The sequence below is a fragment of the Streptomyces sp. NPDC001002 genome, from assembly GCF_053599215.1.
Genome location: NZ_JBSFLV010000163.1, coordinates 1 through 19,407, shown reverse-complemented (window position 1 = coordinate 19,407; position 19,407 = coordinate 1). Strand labels below are relative to the sequence as shown.

18 protein-coding genes are annotated in these 19,407 nt (G+C 71.3%); 7 read left to right on the top strand and 11 right to left on the bottom strand.

What is annotated here, in order from left to right:
- Window positions 1-180 precede the first annotated feature (180 nt).
- From ACWDR3_RS40900 to ACWDR3_RS40880, 5 genes are all read left to right on the top strand, one after another.
- Window positions 181-2,511, top strand: a complete 2,331-nt coding sequence (locus ACWDR3_RS40900; RefSeq protein ID WP_450357676.1) for a hypothetical protein — start codon at window positions 181-183, stop codon at window positions 2,509-2,511.
- An 89-nt stretch (window positions 2,512-2,600) separates the two neighbouring features.
- The gene (locus tag ACWDR3_RS40895; protein ID WP_450357675.1) at window positions 2,601-2,798 is read left to right on the top strand and encodes a DUF4236 domain-containing protein; all 198 of its coding nucleotides are present in this window, start codon (window positions 2,601-2,603) and stop codon (window positions 2,796-2,798) included.
- 64 nt (window positions 2,799-2,862) lie between these two features.
- Window positions 2,863-4,392, top strand: a complete 1,530-nt coding sequence (locus ACWDR3_RS40890) for a helix-turn-helix domain-containing protein (RefSeq protein WP_450357674.1) — start codon at window positions 2,863-2,865, stop codon at window positions 4,390-4,392.
- Between the two features lie 99 nt (window positions 4,393-4,491).
- The gene (locus ACWDR3_RS40885; protein WP_450357673.1) at window positions 4,492-5,448 is read left to right on the top strand and encodes a redoxin family protein; all 957 of its coding nucleotides are present in this window, start codon (window positions 4,492-4,494) and stop codon (window positions 5,446-5,448) included.
- Window positions 5,449-5,542: 94 nt separating this feature from the next.
- Complete coding sequence (locus ACWDR3_RS40880) at window positions 5,543-6,436, top strand: dihydrodipicolinate synthase family protein (protein ID WP_450357672.1); 894 nt, start codon at window positions 5,543-5,545, stop codon at window positions 6,434-6,436.
- Between the two features lies 1 nt (window position 6,437).
- Here the strand turns inward: ACWDR3_RS40880 and ACWDR3_RS40875 are convergent, their stop codons facing one another.
- From ACWDR3_RS40875 to ACWDR3_RS40865, 3 genes are all read right to left on the bottom strand, one after another.
- The gene (locus ACWDR3_RS40875; protein ID WP_450357671.1) at window positions 6,438-7,097 is read right to left on the bottom strand and encodes a hemerythrin domain-containing protein; all 660 of its coding nucleotides are present in this window, start codon (window positions 7,095-7,097) and stop codon (window positions 6,438-6,440) included.
- 8 nt (window positions 7,098-7,105) lie between these two features.
- Window positions 7,106-8,023 (bottom strand): TIGR03619 family F420-dependent LLM class oxidoreductase, encoded by a 918-nt coding sequence (locus ACWDR3_RS40870; RefSeq protein WP_450357670.1) that lies wholly within the window; start codon window positions 8,021-8,023, stop codon window positions 7,106-7,108.
- Window positions 8,024-8,135: 112 nt separating this feature from the next.
- Window positions 8,136-10,832 carry a BTAD domain-containing putative transcriptional regulator gene (locus ACWDR3_RS40865; protein WP_450357669.1) on the bottom strand — a complete coding sequence of 899 codons (2,697 nt, stop codon included), beginning with the start codon at window positions 10,830-10,832 and terminating at the stop codon, window positions 8,136-8,138.
- A 122-nt stretch (window positions 10,833-10,954) separates the two neighbouring features.
- Between ACWDR3_RS40865 and ACWDR3_RS40860 the strand changes: the two genes are divergently transcribed.
- Window positions 10,955-11,563 (top strand): flavin reductase family protein, encoded by a 609-nt coding sequence (locus tag ACWDR3_RS40860; protein WP_450357668.1) that lies wholly within the window; start codon window positions 10,955-10,957, stop codon window positions 11,561-11,563.
- Here the strand turns inward: ACWDR3_RS40860 and ACWDR3_RS40855 are convergent.
- Window positions 11,560-12,366: a class I SAM-dependent methyltransferase gene (locus ACWDR3_RS40855; protein ID WP_450357667.1), complete on the bottom strand. Its 807-nt coding sequence runs from the start codon at window positions 12,364-12,366 to the stop codon at window positions 11,560-11,562. The genes ACWDR3_RS40860 and ACWDR3_RS40855 overlap by 4 nt on opposite strands.
- 217 nt (window positions 12,367-12,583) lie before the next feature.
- Between ACWDR3_RS40855 and ACWDR3_RS40850 the strand changes: the two genes are divergently transcribed.
- On the top strand, window positions 12,584-13,330 hold the full coding sequence (locus ACWDR3_RS40850) for an SDR family oxidoreductase (RefSeq protein ID WP_450357666.1): 747 nt from the start codon (window positions 12,584-12,586) through the stop codon (window positions 13,328-13,330).
- Window positions 13,331-13,334: 4 nt separating this feature from the next.
- Here the strand turns inward: ACWDR3_RS40850 and ACWDR3_RS40845 are convergent, their stop codons facing one another.
- The 7 genes from ACWDR3_RS40845 to ACWDR3_RS40815 all read right to left on the bottom strand — a co-directional run.
- Window positions 13,335-14,168 carry a helix-turn-helix transcriptional regulator gene (locus ACWDR3_RS40845; RefSeq protein WP_450357665.1) on the bottom strand — a complete coding sequence of 278 codons (834 nt, stop codon included), beginning with the start codon at window positions 14,166-14,168 and terminating at the stop codon, window positions 13,335-13,337.
- 73 nt (window positions 14,169-14,241) lie between these two features.
- Window positions 14,242-14,718 carry a potassium channel family protein gene (locus tag ACWDR3_RS40840; RefSeq protein ID WP_450357664.1) on the bottom strand — a complete coding sequence of 159 codons (477 nt, stop codon included), beginning with the start codon at window positions 14,716-14,718 and terminating at the stop codon, window positions 14,242-14,244.
- 110 nt (window positions 14,719-14,828) lie between these two features.
- Window positions 14,829-15,518, bottom strand: coding sequence for a M24 family metallopeptidase (locus ACWDR3_RS40835; protein ID WP_450357663.1), 690 nt, complete (start codon window positions 15,516-15,518; stop codon window positions 14,829-14,831).
- Window positions 15,519-15,574: 56 nt separating this feature from the next.
- The gene (locus ACWDR3_RS40830) at window positions 15,575-16,852 is read right to left on the bottom strand and encodes a methyltransferase domain-containing protein (RefSeq protein WP_450357662.1); all 1,278 of its coding nucleotides are present in this window, start codon (window positions 16,850-16,852) and stop codon (window positions 15,575-15,577) included.
- Between the two features lie 213 nt (window positions 16,853-17,065).
- A complete protein-coding gene (locus tag ACWDR3_RS40825) occupies window positions 17,066-17,746 on the bottom strand; it encodes a GntR family transcriptional regulator (RefSeq protein ID WP_450357661.1) in 681 nt (226 codons plus the stop codon).
- 40 nt (window positions 17,747-17,786) lie between these two features.
- On the bottom strand, window positions 17,787-18,788 hold the full coding sequence (locus ACWDR3_RS40820; RefSeq protein ID WP_450357660.1) for a proline racemase family protein: 1,002 nt from the start codon (window positions 18,786-18,788) through the stop codon (window positions 17,787-17,789).
- A 59-nt stretch (window positions 18,789-18,847) separates the two neighbouring features.
- Window positions 18,848-19,407: dihydrodipicolinate synthase family protein (locus ACWDR3_RS40815; protein WP_450357659.1), on the bottom strand; the 560-nt coding region annotated here is incomplete at its 5' end.

Below are 19,407 nucleotides of genomic sequence, written 5' to 3'. Positions count from 1 at the left end.
TTCGTTGGCATCGGTCCTCCGGTGATAATGCGTAACTTCAGCGGTCGTCGGTGACGTTAAACCGACCGAAACAAATGCGCAATACCCCTTGACCGACGGCATGTCCGATTGAGACGGTCCGTGGCACGAAGTTGAAGATAGGCATTATCACGACCGTTCCCGGCCAGACAGGAGCAGACGATGACCCCACCTGCCGAAGGCGGCCGCCTCAGCCGTCGCGGTCTTCTCGGCGCGGCGCTCGCGGCCGGCGTCGTACTGATCGCCGAGTCCACCCCCGTGACCGCGCACGCCGCGGACGGCGATGTCACCCTGACCGCCGGCGGGATCAGCCTGCTGGCGAGCGTCGGCGGCCGGCTCGCCATCCGCGACGCGGCCGGAGTCACCCGGAGCGCCGGCTCGAAGTTCCAGATCAAGGACCAGCTCACCGGCATCCACCTGTCGACCGGCGGCACCCCCGTGCTGTCCGCACTGGCGGACGGGACACCGGCGATCCGGATGGACTACACCTTCGACGCGGCCGCCGGCGCGGTCACCGTCACGGGTTGGTTCAGCGTGAGCACCGGCCATGCCCGCCTGGAGTGGCGGATCACCGGCGCGGCCACCCTGCTGCCTGACGGCTTCCTGTTCAGCCGGGCGATCCAGGCGCCGACCGCACCCGACGACTACATCGCGATCACCGAGTGGGTACGGGACTCCGGCGGCGGCATCCCCTACGAGGAGACCGCCGGCGTCGCGCACACCTCGACCTGGGGCGGCCGGCACGGTCTGTTCCTGCTGGACCGCTCACGCCAGGCCTGGACGAACGCGACCTGGATCCACGCTCCGGGCACGGCCGACCCGGCCGGCGGGTGGACCAGCCGCGCCGACTTCTTCTTCTCCGAGACCAGACCGTCGGCCACGGCCACCATCGGCCGCGGCGTCGAACTCGGCCTGGAGCTGACCACCGACCGGGACTTCAACCTCTACCAGGTGCCCGGCGAGCCGATGCAGCTCACCGCGCTGGTCGCGAACGGCGGAGGTGCGCGTACGGCTGAACTGGAGCTGTCCGTAAGGGACTTCGACGGCACGCAGCTGGCCGCGAGCACGGTGTCCGGCAGCATCGCCGCGGCCGGCACCTGGCAGCACACCTTCACCGTGCCCGCGCCGGCCGCCGGCGTCGTGTTCGCCGAGGTCGTCGTACGGTCCGGGGACGACGAGGCGTTCGCGCGGACCAACCTCGCGACCCTGCCGCCGTTCGCCTACCAGGCAGGCACGGACAGCATGTTCGGGATCGCCAACTACCCCTGGCTGCAACGGCCGAGCGCCGACGCCGTGCTCGACCTCTGGCAGCGGGCCGGCATCTCCCTGGTGCGTATCGCCTACGACGGCGGCCCGGGTCTGCCGCCCTCGGCGTTCGACGCGCGGGGCATGCGCCACAACATCGAACTGCAGCCGTCCCTCGACGCGACCGACACCGAGGCGGCGGCCTGGGCGGCCGACACACTGGCCGTGGCGCAGGGCGCCGGGGCCGGGTATTTCGAGGTCGGCAACGAACTGAACAAGCCGTTCAACACCGGCACGGCCGCCCAGGCCTACCTGGACAAGGCGCTGCGCCCGGTCTTCGACCGACGGGCCATGACCGGCGACGCCGTGAAGCTGATGAACAACGGACTCGCCGGGATGGACAAGCCCTGGGTGGAGAACTTCATCGCCGCCGGCGGCTGGGACCTGATCGACGCGTTCGCCTACCATCCCGGCCGCGGCAACTTCACCCCGGACTACATACCGCCGGGCGACGACTGGAGCACCGGCTCGGCTGGCACGTACTGGAACTTCTACGGCGGCCTCAAGCAGCTCAAGGCGCTGATGGCGCAGCACGGCGAGAAGGAGATCTGGCTGACCGAGGCGTACGCGCCGACCAAGCCGAACAGCTGGTGGCACGACACCTACCGGCACGCCGCCGAGAACGTCCTGCTCTCCCTGGCGCTGGCCAAGGCCGAGGGGGTGACCTGCGTGTGCTGGTACCAGTTCCACGACAGCGTGCTGGGCATGCCGCAGATCGCCGATCCGGACAACGTCGAGTACCACTACGGGCTGATGAACCGCGACCTGAGCCCGAAGCCGTCGCTGCTGGCGTACGCGACCGCGGCGCGCGTCCTCGACGAGGCCGTCTTCCGGGGCCGGCTGACCTTCCCCGACCCGAAGACCTTCGGCCTGTGGTTCGACACCCCCGACGGCCCGGCGGTCGTCCTGTGGAACCGGGCCGACGGCTACCTGCTGAACACCTCCGGCACGCGCACCGACTGGCACTTCCCCGCCCCGGAGGCCTGGGTGGACCCCTGGCCGACCAAGACGCAGCTCAAGGTCACCGCCGGCACCGCCGTGCGCGAGCTGGACGCCGTGGGCCGCAGCCGTCAGCTGTCACCCGTCCACGGCCGCGTCACCCTCACCCTCGACGGCGCGCCGCGCGTCTACCACGGCCTGACACCGGTGGCCGGACCCGACGCCAACTCCCTTGCGGGCTGCGGCTGACGGGGGCACGCGGCCCGACATCCGATGCGTGCCGACCGCCATACCCGCGCGTCTTCGGGGTACCCGCTCCAGGACGAAAGGGGGCGGGGATGCCGCTCACGTTCCGCAAGAGCTTCCGGATCCTTCCTTGGCTTCGGTTGAACATCAACAAGCGCTCGATGTCCTTCACCACCGGCGGGAAGCGCGGTCCGCGGTACACGCGCAGCACGACCGGACGACGTACGACATCTATGGATTTGCCCGGGCCTTTCGGGTGGCGCAAGACGCGCACGAAGAAGGACGACTGACCGGCAGTCACCCGAATGGACCCCTCAAGAGGCGCCATCTCATATCTGAGATAGCCTCAACCCCATGGCAGACGATTACCTCGTACGCATCGGCAAGCTCATCCGTGACGCCCGGCAACACCGTGGCTGGACACAGGCGCAGCTCGCGGAGGCGCTCGGCACCAGTCAGAGCGCGGTCAACCGCATCGAGCGCGGCAACCAGAACATCAGCCTTGAGATGATCGCTCGAATCGGTGAAGCGCTGGAGAGCGAGATCGTCTCGCTGGGCTATGCGGGTCCGATGCATCTGCGAGTCGTCGGTGGTCGTCGGCTGTCCGGCGCCATCGACGTCAAGACCAGCAAGAACGCCTGCGTGGCACTGCTGTGCGCCTCTCTGCTCAACCAGGGGCGCACAGTGCTGCGCCGGGTGGCCCGGATCGAGGAGGTCTACCGCCTCCTGGAGGTGCTCAGCTCGATCGGTGTGCGCGCCCGGTGGATCAACGACGGGGTCGACCTGGAGATCGTGCCGCCGGCCGAGCTGAACATGGCGGCGATCGACGCAGAGGCGGCCGTACGCACGCGCTCGATCATCATGTTCCTGGGCCCGCTGCTGCACCGCATGGACCACTTCAAGCTGCCCTACGCCGGCGGCTGCGACCTCGGTACGCGGACCATCGAGCCGCACATGATCGCGCTGCGCCGGTTCGGTCTGGACATCGCGGCGACCGAGAACCAGTACCACGCGCAGGTCGACCGGAGCGTGCGCCCCGACCGCCCGATCGTGCTGACCGAGCGCGGCGACACGGTCACCGAGAACGCGCTGCTGGCCGCCTCGCGGCACGACGGTGTCACCGTCATCCGCAACGCGTCCTCCAACTACATGGTCCAGGACCTGTGCTTCTTCCTGGAGGCGCTCGGCGTCCGGGTCGAGGGCATCGGCACCACCACCCTGACCGTGCACGGCGTGCCGAACATCGACGTCGACGTCGACTACTCCCCCTCCGAGGACCCGGTCGAGGCGATGAGCCTGGTGGCCGCCGCGGTGGTCACGGAGTCGGAGCTGACGGTGCGCCGGGTGCCGATCGAGTTCCTGGAGATCGAACTCGCGGTCCTGGAGGAGATGGGCCTCGACCACGACCGTACGCCCGAGTACTTCGCGGACAACGGCCGTACGCGCCTGGTGGACCTCACGGTCCGGCCCTCCAAGCTGGAGGCGCCGATCGACAAGATCCACCCGATGCCGTTCCCGGGCCTGAACATCGACAACGTGCCGTTCTTCGCGGCCATCGCGGCGGTCGCGCAGGGCAAGACCCTCATCCACGACTGGGTCTACGACAACCGCGCGATCTACCTCACGGACCTCAACCGCCTCGGCGGCCGGCTCCAACTCCTCGACCCGCACCGCGTGTTGGTCGAGGGCCCGACCCGCTGGCGGGCCGCCGAGATGATGTGCCCGCCGGCCCTGCGCCCCGCCGTGGTCGTCCTGCTGGCGATGATGGCGGCCGACGGCACGTCCGTGCTGCGCAACGTCTACGTCATCAACCGGGGGTACGAGGACCTCGCCGAGCGTCTGAACTCCATCGGGGCGCAGATCGAGATCTTCCGGGACATCTAGATCTTCCTGGACAGCTGAGCCGCGACCGTGCCCTCGCCTTTCGAAGCGCCTTGACCTTGCCCCCAGGGGCAAGGTCTAGCGTTCGTTGAGGTGAGAGACATGCACATCGGTGAACTGGCCGCCAAGGCGGGCGTGACGACGAAAGCGGTGCGTTACTACGAATCGCTGGGGCTGCTGACCCCTGAGCGGCTGCCCAACGGCTACCGGAGTTACGACGCGCACGACCTGCGGCTCGTGCGGGAGATCCGTGCGCTGAGCGACCTCGGGATCCCCGTGGAGCGCACCCGTCCCTTCCTGGACTGTCTGGCGGTCGGCCATGAGTACGGCGACGACTGTCCCGCCTCGCTGGCCGGGTACCGGGAGGCGATCGACGATCTCTCGCAGCGCATCGCGGGCCTCACCGCCCGCCGGACCACGCTGGTCGCGCATCTGCTGACGGCCGCCCACCGCAACAGCTGCGCCGCACCGGCCGACGGACGTCAGGAGCCCTTGATGGACTACACGAGTCTGCCCGCCGATCTGCCCGTCCCCCAGGACGACGGCGCGGCCGCCCACCTGCCCGGCCTGCCGGTCCCGCCGCTGGAGCTGCGCGGCAGCGGGGGGACGTCGGTCCGGCTCGACGCGCTCGGTGAGGGGCGGACGGTGGTGTACGTGTATCCGCTCACCGGGCGGCCGGGCACCGACCTGCCCGAGGGGTGGGACGCGATTCCGGGGGCGCGCGGCTGTACGCCCGAAGCGTGCGGCTTCCGCGACCACTACCAGGAGCTGCTGGCCGCCGGAGCGGTCCGGGTGTTCGGCCTGTCCAGCCAGGAGCCCGACTACCAGCGGGAGGTGGTCGAGCGGCTGTATCTGCCCTTCGAGATGCTCTCCGACCCGGAGCGGAGCCTGGCCGGGGCGCTGGACCTGCCCCTCTTCGAGACCAGCGGGATGACGCTCTACAAACGGCTGACGCTCGTCGTCCGCGACGGTGTGATCGAGCACGTCTTCTATCCCGTCTTCCCGCCGAACGCCCACGCCGACGAGGTGCTGGCGTGGCTGCGGGCCAATCCTCTGTAGTCACCGGCCGCTGTGTCTCTCGTCGTACCTGCCTCCCGCTCTCGACTCCCGCCCTCAACTCCCGCCCTCAACTCCCGCTCTCAAGGAGAAGTTGATGTTCACCGGCCTGAGTGCCTTTCCCCTCACCCCGGTCACCGAGGACGGTGTCGACGAGGACTCGTTCGCCGCTCTGGTCGCCCGTCTCGCCGCGGCCGGCGTCGACTCGATCGGGGCCCTGGGTTCCACGGGCTCCTACGCCTACCTCACCCGCGAGGAACGCGCCCACGCGCTGCGCATCGCGGTGGCGAACGCCGGCTCGACCCCGGTCGTCGCGGGCATCGGCGCGCTGCGCACCCGGCACGTGCTGGAGGCCGCGGAGGACGCCCAACAGGCCGGTGCGGCCGGGGTGTTGCTCGCGCCGATGTCGTACCAGCGACTGACCGAGGACGAGGTGTTCGGACTTTTCGAGGACATCACGGCGAACCTCTCGGTACCGCTGGTCGTCTACGACAACCCGGGCACCACGCACTTCACCTTCACCGACGAGCTGTACGCACGCGTGGCCGAGCTGCCGCACGTGGCGTCGATCAAGATCCCCGGTGTGCCCGGCGACCTCGAAGTCGCCCGAGCGCGTGTCCAGGTGCTGCGCCGGATCCTTCCCGAGCACGTGACCGTGGGCGTCAGCGGCGACGCCTACGCGGCCACGGGGCTCAACGCCGGTTGTGACGCCTGGTATTCGGTGATCGCCGGTACCTTCCCGGAGGCGGCACTGACGATCACCCGGGCCGTGCGGTCCGGCGACGCCGAGCGGGCCCAGCAGGAGTCGCAACGGCTTCAGCCACTGTGGGACCTCTTCGCCCTGCACGGCTCCCTGCGCGTGATCGCCGAGGCCGCCGCGTACGTCGGCCTCACCCCGCCACGCAGCCTTCCACTGCCGCTGCGCGGTCTCGGCACCGAGGACCGGGCTCAAGTCGCGGACGTGGTCGATCAGTTGGGGCTGCGCGCGTAGGTCAGGTTCCGTACAGGCGGGCCTCCCAGCGGGCGTGTGCGCGGCGGCCGGTCAGGCGCCACAGGACGCGGGCGGGCAGGGGCGCCTTGGTGAGGATCGTCCGTTGTTCCTCGGGCGTCGCCACCGCCATCAACGCGCTGAAGGCGCGCAGCAGATGCTTCTTGTCCAGCTTCGCCAGACTGATCTCGCCCAGTCGCTCCCACTCGGCGACGGACAGGCACTCCGCGGCCAACGGCAGGATGGTGCGCTCCTCCTCGTCCATGTGCGCGGTCAACACCGCGCCCAGTTCGGTGAGTTGCTCCGCCACCTGCGTGCAGAGGGGCTGTCGGGGATCGGCGGCCAGACTGTCCAGCGCGCCCGTCAGCTGCACGACCAACTCGTCGAGTCGGTGGTGCTGTTCCTCCATGCGGGCGATCGTCTCGGCCTGGCCCGCCGTCCGTGCCGCGAGCCGGGGCCAGAGGAACTCGTCCTCGCTGACGTGGTGGGCTTCAAGACCCATGAGCATGAACCGCACCGCGTCCACGACCAGTTCGGCCCGCGCGGTGTCGCCGGGCCGCAGCCCGCGCACCAGATCAGGCAGTTCCGCGCACGATCGGCGGAACGTGCGGTGCACCACCACCATGTCGTGGACATCCGGCTTCTCGGTGATCACGTCGGACATGGTGCTCCCTAACCCTTGCTCAGTTGTTCGTGGAAACGGTGTGCCAGGTCGGTCAGTTCTTCCGGGTTCCGCGCGGTCTGCTGCAGGTCGACGAGGACCTCGTCGGCTCCGGCCGCGTGGGCGGCGAGCAGGTAGTCCGACACCTGCAGGACCGTGCCCCGGCGCGGGACGGCGTCGCTCGGTGCGGCCTCGGACGTCACCGCGGGGTTGACTCGGACGACGGTGCGCAGGGCGTCGGGGTCACGTCCGCTCGACGCCGCGATCTGCCGGATTCGGCTGATGACGTGGGCCAGTTGGGGAACCGGCAGCGCCACTCCCGCCCAGCCGTCCGCGCGCCGGCCGATACGTTCCAGGGTGGCCGGGGTGAAGCCGCCCAGGAGCACCGGCGGGCGGGGACGCTGCACGGGGAGCGTCTCGATGTGCGCACTCGGAATCGTCCACAGCGCCCCCTTGTGCTCGGCGGACGTACCCGACCAGACGTGATCCAGGACGTCCAGGATCTCCTCCAGCCGCGCCCCGCGGCCCTGCCACGGCACACCGATGCCCTCGTACTCGTCGGACGACCAGCCGAGTCCGAACCCGATGTCGAGCCGGCCGCCGCTGAGGATGTCGACGGTCGTCAGCGAGCGGGCCAGCAGGAGCGGGGAGTAGAAGGGCGCGTTCAGCGTGCTGGTCCCCAGGCGCAGCCGGCGGGTGGCGTGCGCCAGGAAGGAGAGGGTGGCGATGGGGTCCAGGAAGGTGCGGTACTCCTCCGGTACGGGGCCGCCGCCGGGGTAGGGGTCACGGGGCCGGGTCGGTACGAGGGCCCGGTCACCCACCCACAGACTGTCGAAGCCGATCGTTTCGACGTCGGCGGCGAAGCCGGAGATCGTGGCGGGGTCGGTGAACGATCCGTACTGGGGCGCTCCCAGACCGATCTTGAGCATGTCTGTCACCTGTCGGTCTCACCTGTTCTCGGACCACCGTGCTGGGGTCCGTTCGCGGACCACGGTGCCGAACAGGGATCAACGTCTGATCGACGGCGGGTGAAAGCGCTGCTCAGCGCTGTGCGGCTGCCTTCCGCAGGCGGTCGCTCACCTCGTACACATGCCGGGCCGCGGAGATGTTCACCTCTGCCTGGTCCGAGCTCAGCACGGTGAACAGGCGGGCCACCTCCTCAAGGAAGTAGGCCGGGCTGTTCGGGTCGTCCGGCGCGCCGGCGACGGCCTCCGACTCGGCGAAGAACTCGACGGCCTCCGCGGTCCGCCCCTGGTCCGCCAGGACGACCGAAAGCAGCCGCGTGGACATGAAGAACGTCATCCGGTCGTCGCCGTCCCGTGCCCGCCCGATCCCCTCGCGCAGATCGGTCTCCGCCGCCGTCAGATCACCGCGGATGAAGCCGAGCCAGCCCCGGATGTGCCGGGTCTGCGACGGCATCGCCGGGTCGTCGCCCAGGTCGGCCGCCGCGACCGCGTGGTCCGTGACGCGTTCCAGTTCCCGCTGGTGCGCGGGCCCGGCGAAGAGCCCGCTCGACGCGATCACCGACAGTGCGGCGACGACGATCCGCGCGGCGTCCGGGATGTCGCGCAGCACCCGGGAGAACACCGAGACCAGCAGGGTGTGTTCGGCCAGCAGCCAGGTGCGGGCCTCCTCGGCGTCGGCGAACCGCAGTCCGGTCGACGGCACGGCGAAGAGATGGGTGCTGAGCGAGCCGGACCGTTCGGTCGCGCTCATGGCCTGGAGCAGGGTGGCGTGCAGGAACATCGCCAGCCGCACCAGTGCCGCCTCGCGCTCCGCGACGGGGTCCTCGCGGTCGGCACGCCGGGCGGCGAACGCCCGTACCAGATCGTGGAATCGGTAGCGGTCGGCCGAGTGCGGTTCGAGCAGACCGGCCTCCACCAGATGTTCCAGTTGCTCCTCGGTCTCCTGTTCCGGCTGGTCGAGCAGGACCGCCGCGACCGCGACCGGGAAGTCGGCCGCGTCGAGCAGCGCGCACAGACGCATCGCCCGGGCCTGCGCGGGGGCGAGGGCGCGGTAGCCGACCTGGAAGGTGGCCTCCACCGACATGCCGCCGGCCCGCAACTCGTCGAGCTGGTGCTCCTCGGCGCGCAGCCGCAGCAACTGCGCACCGAGACCGCGGCCGGGACGGGCCGCCGCGCGGGCTCCGATGATGCGCAGCGCCAGCGGCAACTGCCCGCACGCGCCGACCAGTTCGAGTGCGAGTTCCGGGTCGGCGGCGATCTGGGCGTCGCCGGTGAACCGGCCCAGCATGGCCACCGCCTCCCGCTGATCGGGCACCGGCACCTCGAACCGCGTCGCGCCCGGCGGTACGAGGGACCGGTGCCGGGTCGTGATCAGCGCGGCGTTGCCGGGGGTGCCCGGGAGCAGCGGGGTCACCTGGTCGGTGTCGTACGCGTTGTCCAGGACCACCAGGATCCGGCGGTCGGCGGTCAGGGTGCGATAGGCGCCGGCGCGGGCGGTGGGCGTCGCGGGGACGCGGGCGGCGGGCATGCCGAGCGCGAGGAGGAAGTCGACCAACACGTCGGCGGGATCGGCGGGTTGGCCGCCGTCACCGCGCAGGTCCACGTAGAGCTGCCCGTCCGGGTAGTCGCCGCGGATGCCGTGGGCCAGGCGCAAGGCGAGCGCTGTCTTACCCACGCCGCCGATACCGCTGAGCACCGCGAGCGAGACGGCTTCCCCGCTGGGCCGCAACGCGAGCCGGAGCCGCTCCCCCAGCCGCTCCCGCCCGACGAAGTCGCCGGGCGCGGGCGGGAGTTGCTGCGGACGGTCGCCGACCGGGGCCGCCTCGACCCGTGTCGTCGCGGGCCGGTCGTCCTGCGGGGCGACGCCCGCTTCGATGCGCTGTTCCTGGCCGTCGCCGCCGGACCAAGTCGGGCTGTCGGCGGCGGGATCGGCGGACGCACCGATGGACGGCACGGCATCTGCGCGGCCGCCTTCGGCAGGCGCCTCGACAGGCTCGGGCTCGGCGCCGCTGAGGATGCGGGTCTGCAACTCGCGCAGCTCCGGCCCCGGTTCCATGCCGAGTTCGGCCACCATGGTCTCGCGGGCCGCGGCGTAGACCGCCAGGGCCTCCGCCGCCCGCCCGGCCCGGTACAGCGCGCGCATGCGCAGCGCGTACAGGTCCTCCCGCAGCGGATGGTCGGCGATCAGCGAGACCAGTTCCGTCGCCACGCGGGCGTGCTCACCCATCTCGTCGGCGCATCCCAACCGCGCCACCCGCGCATTCAGCCGCAGTTCGAGGAACCGCCCGCGCTGCCGCTGGGCGTAAGGGCCGGGTACGCCGGACAGCGGCTCCCCCGACCACAGCGCCAGCGCGGTGTCGAAGGCGCGCAGGGCGGGACCCGACTGCCCGCGCGGAGCGGGGCCGTTCTGCCGCCCTGCCACCAACTCCTCGCCGTCCCGGACGAGTCGCTCGAAACGCAGGGCGTCGACGGCCTGTTCAGGGATGTGGAGCCGGTAGCCACCGGACGTGGTCTCCAGTCGGGAACGTTCCTCGCCCAGCGAGAGGCGGATGCGGTAGACGTACGTCTGCAGCGAGCGCACCGCGTTGGCGGGCGGCTCCTCCCACAGCGCGTCGATGAGGTGGTCGAGCCCGCACTGACGGCCCTCCGCGAGCAGCAGCCGGACCAGGACCGCGCGCTGCAGCGGGCTGCCCAGATCCAGGTCGCGCCCGTCATGGCGACCCCTCAGTGGCCCCAGCAGCCCGAACTCGTACCCTTCCACCGCCCTTGCCACCCGGCAGAGCTTAGCGGGCCGTTTTCGCGTCGGCGCACAGTGCTTTCGGACGGGCGTGCTCTCCGGCCGCGAGCGCCGAGACGGCGGCCCGGGACCTCAGGGGCATCTGATACACCCCTGCTATGCGCACCGAATTCAACCTGTCCCGGCTGGAGCCGACGGCCGTCTACCGGCTGCTCACGGCGTCCGTCCTGCCGCGCCCCATCGCCTGGGTCTCGACGGTCTCCGCGGACGGCGTCGACAATCTGGCCCCGCACTCCTTCTTCACGGTCTCGTCGGTCACGCCGCCGATCGTGCAGTTCACCTCGGTCGGCCGCAAGGACTCCCTGCGCAATGTCGAGGCCACCGGGCAGTTCGTGGTCAACCTCGCCCCGGAGCCGCTCGTCGAGGAGGTCAACAGGACGGCTACGGACTTCCCGCACGGCGTGAGCGAGTTCGACGCCGTGGGCGTGGCGCGCGAGCCCGGCGCCCGGGTGAAGGCGTCCCGTGTGGCCGGCTCCCCCGTGGCGCTGGAGTGCGAACTGCACAGCACGCTCCGGCTCGGCGACTCGACCGTGGTCTTCGGACGGGTGGTTCACATCGCGGTCGACGAATCCGTCCTGGACGACGACGGCCACCCGGAGGTCACCCGGATGCGCCCGCTGGCCCGCCTGGGCAAGGACGAGTGGAGCACCCTCGGCGAGGTTCTCGACCTGCGCCGGATTCGGTACGCCGACTGGCAGGACAGCTAGGCGAGTTGTCCCCAGGCTGCGACCAGTTCCGACAGATAGACCGTCGCCTCCGCCGCGGCGCACGCGTCCGACAGACGGCCGTGCAGAGTGTCGATGTCCACTTCCCGGGCGTCGGCGGTTCCGCTGCGCTCGATCAACGGGAGGAGGCTGCGGACGGTTTCGGTGACGAGGGTCATCGCGGCCGAGTCCGCGACGCCGGTCGGTACGGCGACGGCGACGCTGGGATCGGCCACCCCGACGGACCGCAGCACCTGGGCCACTTGTTCGCCCATGTCGGGGTTGCTGCCCGCCTCTCGCTGCCCCGCGCAGATCCACTCCCGGCACCGCGTCACCAGGGGCACCTCGGGGATGGCCCGCGCCCGGGAGATGTTGACCTCCTGGAAGGTCACGAGACCGCCGGAACGTACCGACCCGGTCAGCTCCTTCACGACCGCCACCGGGTCCTCCAGATGCATGAGGACGAGCCGGCCCACCAACGCGTCGACGGGTTCCGGGAGTTCGACATCGGGCAGCACCCGGTGCTCGAACCGGATGTCGGACATCCCGGATGCGGTCGCATTCGCGCGAGCCGTCTCCAGCACCTGCGCGTTCATGTCCACACCGACGACATGGCCGCTCGGTCCGACGATGCGCGCGGCCGCGAGAGACACGCCACCCGTGCCGCAGCCGACATCGAGGACCCGCATTCCCTCCCGCAGGCCCGCGGCCCTCAAGAGGTACTCGGTGAATCCCCCGTACAGCGCGTCCTGAACGTCCAGCCTGCCGGCCTCCGAGGGGGCCGTTCCCATCGCGTATCCGCTCATGTCCGACGACTCTGCCAAGACTCCGGCCGCACCGCTTGCGCGTCGGCGCACAGCCCTTTTCCGTGGGCGCGAAATCCGGCCGGAGGGAAGGCCGAGGGTGGGTGTGCGGCACCCACCTCCGTACGGCCTTCCTCGCCGAGGCGTGCGAGCGAAGACTCGGACCGTCGACGACCGTCGACTCCGAGCCCGACCCCCTCAGCACCCTCAGGAGACTCCCGTGAACACCGCTTCCACCTCGGTCGACCGCAAGATCGTCATCGTGACGGGGGCGTCCAGCGGCATCGGTGCGGCGACCGCCCGTCATCTGGCCGCGGCCGGCCACCATGTCGTCCTCGGAGCCCGCCGCACCGACCGCCTCGCACTGCTGACCAAGGAGCTGAGGGAGGCCGGACTCAGCGCCGAGCACGCCGAGTTGGACGTCACCGATCGGGACGGCGTCCGTGCCTTCGTCGAGGCAGTGCTGGCTCGGCACGGGCGCGTCGACGTGCTGGTCAACAACGCGGGAGTGATGCCGCTCGCCCCGCTGGCCGCCCTGCGTGTGGCGGAGTGGGACCAGATGATCGACGTGAATCTGCGGGGTGTGCTGTACGGGATCGCGGCCGTGCTGCCGTCGATGCGGGAGCGGCGCTCCGGGCACGTCGTGAACATCGCGTCCACCGCCGCCCACCGGGTCGACCCGACGGCTGCCGTGTACTGCGCGACCAAGTACGCGGTGCGGGCCCTGTCCGAGGGGCTGCGGCAGGAGAACTCCGACATCAGGGTCACCGTCGTCAGCCCCGGCTTCACCCGATCCGAACTGACCCACCAAGGCGGCGACGCCGAGACGCAGCGCGCGGCACGCGTCGCCACCGAGCTGATCGGGCTGCCCGCGGCGGCGGTCGCCGAGGCCGTCGGCTACGCGATCGCCCAGCCCGCGGGCGTCGACGTGAACGAGATCGTCGTACGCCCCACGGTCCAGAACTGACCGGTCAGTGGCGTGCGGCGGCCATCGACGCGAGGTACGTCAGGGCTTCCGCGCTGCGGCTCCCCGATTCCGCCGAGCCCACCAGCAGCTCCTGGCCGGGGGCGGCCCGTACGTCGAAGCTCTGATAGGTGAGTTCGACGCGTCCGACCTCGGGATGGACGAACACCTTGTAGGCGCGGGTGAGGGCCCGGACCGTCTGGTCGTTCCACAGGGTCCTGAACTCCCCCGAGATCTCCAGCAGTTCACGGACCAGGTCGTCGATCTCGGGGGCGTCGCTGAACCGGGCCGCGTTCAGCCGCAGCGCGTACACGGTCGCCGAGGTCACCAACTGCCGTTCGGGGAAGACCTCTTGGGCCCGCGGGTGGGTGAACAGGATGCGCGGCATGCTGGTCTCCCCCTCGAAGGGGGACAGCAGGGCGTCGGCGACGACGTTGGTGGCGAGGATGTCGAAGGCGGGACCCAGGACGTAGGCGGCGGCCGTCGGGAAGGCGTCCAGCAGCCGCAGCAGATCGGGGTGCACCTGATCGCGGCGACCGTCGACCTGCGTGCGCGGGTTGATGCCGGCCAGCCGGAACAGGTGGCCGCGCGCGTCGGCACCCAGGCGCAGCGCCCTGCCGAGCGCGTCGACGACCTGCGGCGATGGGTTGGTCTCGCGGCCCTGTTCCAGCCGGATGTAGTAGTCGGCGCTGACTCCTGCCAGCACGGCGACCTCTTCCCGCCGCAGCCCCTTGACCCGACGGGTACCGCCGCCGACCGGCAGCCCGACATCGGCCGGTTCCAGGCGGGAACGGCCGGCGCGCAGGAAGTCCCCGAGGGCGTTGACAGGCGCGTTCCGCATACGACCGACAGTACCCCCGGCACCGTACACACGGCTTTTCCACCGGGTTCCCCTGTCCGCGCACACGGCCGTCCTACGGGCTTCCCCGGTCCTCCAGCAGGCGCTCGATGCGGTCGAAGCGTGCGTGCAGCGCCCGGGTCGCCTCCTCGCGCATCGCGCGTGCCGCGTCCTCGGCCTCGCGCGCGAGATGGTGGCGGCGCTTGTCGTCACGGCCCACGAACCAGGTCGCGAGGGCCGCGGTGACCATGCCGTACGCGGTGATCCCGACGACCATCACCACCGAGCCGATGACGCGGCCCCACGGGGTCACCGGGAAGAAGTCGCCGTAGCCGACCGTGGTCGCCGTCTCGATCGACCACCACAACGCCCTGGGGTACGAGGTGATCTGCGCCCCGCGCGCACCGTGCTCGGCGGCCACGACCGCGTACGAACCGAGCAGCATCACCACCACGAGGACGGCGGTCGCCCCGCCCGCGGCCTTGAAGTGCAGCGAGCGCCCCTGCCGGCCGAGCAGCAGCGCGACCGTCCTGGTCCACAGTCCGGGCAACATGGCCCGGATCCTGCGCGACGGACGGACACCGCCCGGGCCCGGCGCGCCTGCGGGCCGCCGCCGTCACCCCTTCGGCGGGCGGTCCGTCAGGGCCGGAGGGTCAATCCGGGTCAGAGGTCGAGCAGTTCCTCGTAGAAACCGCCGAAGCCCCGTTCGCGGTCGATGAGGTGGATCTCCAGGATCCAGTGGCAGGTGCGGCCGGCCTTGTCGGTGCGGCGCAGGGGGGTGTCGTTGGCGGGGGTGATGTACGACTCCGTGTCCGCGCCGTCGATGGTCTCGTGCGGGAACTCGCCGACGAGATGTCCGGCGTGCCAGCCGCCCAGCTCCCAGCCGGCCTCCGTGGCGAGGCGGGCGACCTCGGCGTACAGGCGGGCGCCGGTGATGTCGGGGTCGGCCTCGAAGAAGCTGCGGCCGGCCGCGAAGGCCTTGGGGAGGTCGTCGCGCAGGCGGTGCTTGACCGGGTCGTCGCCGAGCACGAAGGTGCGGCCGAAGTCGGCCTCGTACTCCTCGAAGATCGGGCCGAAGTCGGCGAACACGATGTCGTCGGCGTCGATCACGCGGTCCGGCGGGTTCTCCCGGTAGGGCTTGAGGGTGTTCGGGCCGGAGCGGACGATGCGCTTGTGCCAGTGGCGGGTGGTGCCGAAAAGGTCGTTGGCCAGGTCGCGGATCCGGTCGCTGACCGCCCGCTCGCCCTCGCCGGGCGCCACCAGTCCCCGGGTCTCGATCTCCGCGAAGAGTCGTTCGGCCTTGGCCTGCGCGTCCAGCAGCCGTGCCGCGCGCGTGGGTTCGTCGTCCGCCATGGGCCGAACGTAACGGCGTCAGATCGTTTCCGGCAATGTGATTTCGGCGTCCGAGGTCAGGGGTGGTCGCGGACCGCTCGGGCCAGGAAGTGGTGGGTGGCGTCCTCGTAGTGGACCAGGTGCCAGTCGGCGGCCCGCAGGGCCGGGTGGAGGTTCTCCTCGGCCAGCAGGTCGGCGGGGTCGAGGGGGCGGCCGTGGCGGGCGGCGCGTTCGGCGCGGCCGGAGGGGTGGAAGAGCAGCAGGATGCCGCCGGGTGCGGTGACCCTGGCCCACTCGCGCAGCGCCGCCACGGGGTCGGGCACGTGGTCGACGAGTCCCGCGCTGAAGATTCCGTCCACGGCCGCGGTCGCCAGCGGCAGCCGGGTCGCGTCGGCGAGCAGCAACAGGGCGAGATCCGCGCGGCCTTCGCGCCGCGCGGCCGTCAGCATCGCGGGCGTGAGGTCGGCACCGAGGACGACACCCTCGTCACCGACCTGCGCGCGGAGGGCGGGCAGCGCGCGGCCGGTGCCGCAACCGACATCGAGGGCCGACTGGCCAGGATTCAGTCCCATCCGCTCGACCGCGGCCGTGTACCGGGGCTGGTCGGCCGCGAAGCGTTCCTCCCAGGCGGCCGCCCGGTGGGTGAAGAAGGCCCGGGTGGCGGTCTGTTCGGCCCGGTCCGCCACGAAGGAGGCGAAGCGCTCGAACACACCGTCCCGGTGCGGGGCCACGGCGGCCAGTTCGGCGGGCGTGGACTCCAGCAACTCGGGGGCGATGGCCGCCTCCTCCGGGAAGGCCGCGACGAAGGTGTCGACCGTCGCCTTGTCCGCCTCCAGATGGAACTGCATCCCCCAGGCCGAGCCACCGACCCGAAAGGCCTGCACGGGATACCGCTCGCAGGAGGCCAACAGCGTCGCCCCGGCCGGCAGCTCCATGGTGTCGCTGTGCCAGTGCAGCACCCGCAGCCGCTCGGGGACACCGGCGAACAGCGGATCGGAGGCCGCGGCGGGCGCCATCCGTACGTCGCTCCAGCCGACCTGCGTCCCCGACCCGGGCCGGCCGGCACCGCCCGCGGCGACCGCCAGCAACTGCGCCCCCAGACACACCCCGAGCACCGGCACCTCGGCCTCCAGCGCGACGGTCAGCAGCGCCAGCTCGGCGGAGCGCCCCGGGAAGTCCTCGTACGCGGCCATCGGCCCGCCCATCACGACCAGCCCCGCCAGCCCCTCGACCGAGTCGGGCACCGGCTCCCCGGCCCAGGTCCGGCAGATCCGGTACGGCAGCCCGGCCGCCGCCAGCGCGGCGCCGATGGCGTAGGGCCCCTCGCCCTGTGCGTGCTCCACGATCTGGATCACGGACCACCACCTCCCGGACGACCGTACCCGAGCGACCGCGGACGACAACCGCACATGCACAGGTGACGTCGGATATATGACCGCAGATGCGAGCTCACGGCACTGTTCTTCCCGCAGGTGCGCAGCGCGCCGCTGTCCCCCGCGGGTGCACTGACCATGATGCGCTACGCCGTCCACGGCCGCCCGGCGAGCGCACGGGCCGGCGTCGGGGCCTCAGCGGGCGGCCCAGTCGCCCCGCACATGGCCGAGGTGGCGGGTCATGACGGCCCGGACCCGGTCCTCGTCCCGGGCGAGGAGCGCGTCGAGGATCTCCAGGTGCTCCTCGGCCGAGGAGGTCAGCAGCCCTCGCTCGACCAGCGCGGTCAGGCCGTACAGGCGGGACCGCTTGCGCAGGTCGCCGACGACCTCGACCAGGTGCTGGTTGCCGGCCAGCGCGAGCAGGCCCAGGTGGAAACGGCGGTCGGCCTCCACGTAGGCGATGAGATCGCCGTCGGCCGCCGCGCGGACGATCTCCTCGGCGTCCGCGCGCAGGGCTTCGAGGGCGGTGGGGTCGGCGGTGGCGGCGAGTGCCGTGGTGGTGGGGATCTCGATCAGCGAGCGGATGTGGGTGTACTCGTCGAGCTGCTGCTCGGAGACGGCCGTGACTCGGAAGCCCTTGTTGGGCACGGTGTCGACCAGGCCCTCCTTGACGAGGTCGAGCATGGCCTCGCGCACGGGGGTCGCCGAGACACCGAAGCGGGCGGCGAGCGAGGGGGCGGAGTGGACCTCGCCGGGGCGCAGCTCACCGGCGACGAGCGCGGCCCGCAGAGCGTTGGCGACGCTCTCGCGGTAGCTGGGGCGGGGGCCGCCGAGGAGGGGCAGGGCGGGGCCGGGCCCGGCGGTGGCCTTGGCCATGGGAGGGGTCCTTTCCTCGGCTGTGGGAGGAGGGGTGCGGTCAGAGGACGAAGCCGGACGGGAACGGGTCGGTCGGATCAAGAAGGTACTGCGCGGTGCCGGTGATCCAGGCCCGGCCGGTGATCGTCGGGACGACGGCGGGGACTCCGGCGACCTCTGCGGTCTCGACGAGGCGGCCGGTGAAGGACGTACCGATGAAGGACTCGTTCAAGAAGTCCTGGTGCAAGGGGAGTTCGCCGCGGGCGTGCAGTTGGGCCATGCGGGCCGAGGTGCCGGTGCCGCACGGTGAGCGGTCGAACCAGCCCGGGTGGATGGCCATCGCGTGCCGCGAGTGCGTGGCGGTCGAGCCGGGCGCGGCGAGGTAGACGTGGTGGACGCCGTGGATGGACGGGTTCTCCGGATGGACGGGCGGGGCCTCGGAGTTGATCGCGTCCATCAGGGCGAGTCCGGCGGCGAGGATCTCGCCCTTGCGGTCGCGGGTGAAGGGCAGCTCGAACTGGTCGAGCGGGAGGATCGCGTAGAAGTTGCCGCCGAAGGCCAGGTCGTACGTCACCGTGCGGCCGTCGGCGAGGGTCGCCTTGCGGTCCAGGCCGACGACGAAGGAGGGCACGTTGCGGAGGGTGACGGACTTCGCGGCGCCGTCCTCGACGGCCACCTCGGCGACCACCAGGCCCGCCGGGGTGTCCAGGCGCACGGTGGTGACCGGTTCGACGACCGGCACCATGCCGGTCTCGACGAGGACGGTGGCCACGCCGATCGTGCCGTGGCCGCACATCGGGAGGTAGCCGGAGACCTCGATGTAGACGACGCCGTAGTCGCAGTCGGGGCGGGTGGAGGGCTGGAGGATCGCCCCGCTCATCGCGGAGTGCCCGCGGGGCTCGTCCATGAGGAAGTGCCGTACGTCGTCGCGGTGTTCGCGGAACCACAGCCGGCGTTCGTCCATCGTGGCGCCGGGGATGGTGCCGATGCCTCCGGTGACGACCCGGGTGGGCATGCCCTCGGTGTGCGAGTCCACGGCGTGCAGAACCAGCTTGCTGCGCATGGGAGTTCCTCTCAGTGGCGCGGCCTCGGCGGGGTCGCCTAGGTGGGGCGCGGGTCGGGTCAGGAGAGTCCGAGGGCGATGACCTTCTCGGTGGCCTCGCGTACGGCCTTCTCCTGGTCCGGCAGCAACGGCACCCGGGGCGGCCGGACCGGGCCGCCGCGTCGCCCGACGATGTCCATGGAGAGCTTGATCGCCTGGACGAACTCCACCTTGGAGTCCCAGCGGTGCAGCGCGTGCAGATGACGGTAGAGGGGTACGGCGGTGGCCAGATCGCCCTCGACCGCCGCGTGGTACAGCTCGACCGTCGACTTGGGCAGGGCGTTGGGGTAGCCGGAGATCCAGCCCTTGGCGCCGGCCACGGCCAGCTCCAGCAGGACGTCGTCGGCGCCGATCAACACGTCCAGTTCGGGGGCGAGTTCCTGTATCTGGTAGATGCGGCGGGGGTCGCCGGAGAACTCCTTCACGCCCTTGATCAGCCCGGCCGCGTGCAGTTCGGCGAGGAGTTCGGGGGTGAGGTCGACCTTGGTGTCGTGCGGGTTGTTGTAGGCGACGATGTCGATGCCGACCTCGGCGACGGCGGTGTAGTGCGCGCGCACCGAACGCTCGTCGGCGCGATAGG

Excerpts from the sequence above, each read along its gene's own strand:
- ACWDR3_RS40855 (WP_450357667.1), bottom strand. The coding sequence starts at position 12,366 with ATGAGCGGATACGCGATGGGAACGGCCCCCTCGGAGGCCGGCAGGCTG.
- ACWDR3_RS40875 (WP_450357671.1), bottom strand. The coding sequence starts at position 7,097 with ATGTCCGACGTGATCACCGAGAAGCCGGATGTCCACGACATGGTGGTG.
- ACWDR3_RS40860 (WP_450357668.1), top strand. The coding sequence starts at position 10,955 with ATGCGCACCGAATTCAACCTGTCCCGGCTGGAGCCGACGGCCGTCTAC.
- ACWDR3_RS40820 (WP_450357660.1), bottom strand. The coding sequence starts at position 18,788 with ATGCGCAGCAAGCTGGTTCTGCACGCCGTGGACTCGCACACCGAGGGC.
- ACWDR3_RS40825 (WP_450357661.1), bottom strand. The coding sequence starts at position 17,746 with ATGGCCAAGGCCACCGCCGGGCCCGGCCCCGCCCTGCCCCTCCTCGGC.
- ACWDR3_RS40835 (WP_450357663.1), bottom strand. The coding sequence starts at position 15,518 with ATGGCGGACGACGAACCCACGCGCGCGGCACGGCTGCTGGACGCGCAG.
- ACWDR3_RS40840 (WP_450357664.1), bottom strand. The coding sequence starts at position 14,718 with ATGTTGCCCGGACTGTGGACCAGGACGGTCGCGCTGCTGCTCGGCCGG.
- ACWDR3_RS40890 (WP_450357674.1), top strand. The coding sequence starts at position 2,863 with ATGGCAGACGATTACCTCGTACGCATCGGCAAGCTCATCCGTGACGCC.
- ACWDR3_RS40880 (WP_450357672.1), top strand. The coding sequence starts at position 5,543 with ATGTTCACCGGCCTGAGTGCCTTTCCCCTCACCCCGGTCACCGAGGAC.
- ACWDR3_RS40870 (WP_450357670.1), bottom strand. The coding sequence starts at position 8,023 with ATGCTCAAGATCGGTCTGGGAGCGCCCCAGTACGGATCGTTCACCGAC.
- ACWDR3_RS40885 (WP_450357673.1), top strand. The coding sequence starts at position 4,492 with ATGCACATCGGTGAACTGGCCGCCAAGGCGGGCGTGACGACGAAAGCG.
- ACWDR3_RS40900 (WP_450357676.1), top strand. The coding sequence starts at position 181 with ATGACCCCACCTGCCGAAGGCGGCCGCCTCAGCCGTCGCGGTCTTCTC.
- ACWDR3_RS40895 (WP_450357675.1), top strand. The coding sequence starts at position 2,601 with ATGCCGCTCACGTTCCGCAAGAGCTTCCGGATCCTTCCTTGGCTTCGG.
- ACWDR3_RS40845 (WP_450357665.1), bottom strand. The coding sequence starts at position 14,168 with ATGCGGAACGCGCCTGTCAACGCCCTCGGGGACTTCCTGCGCGCCGGC.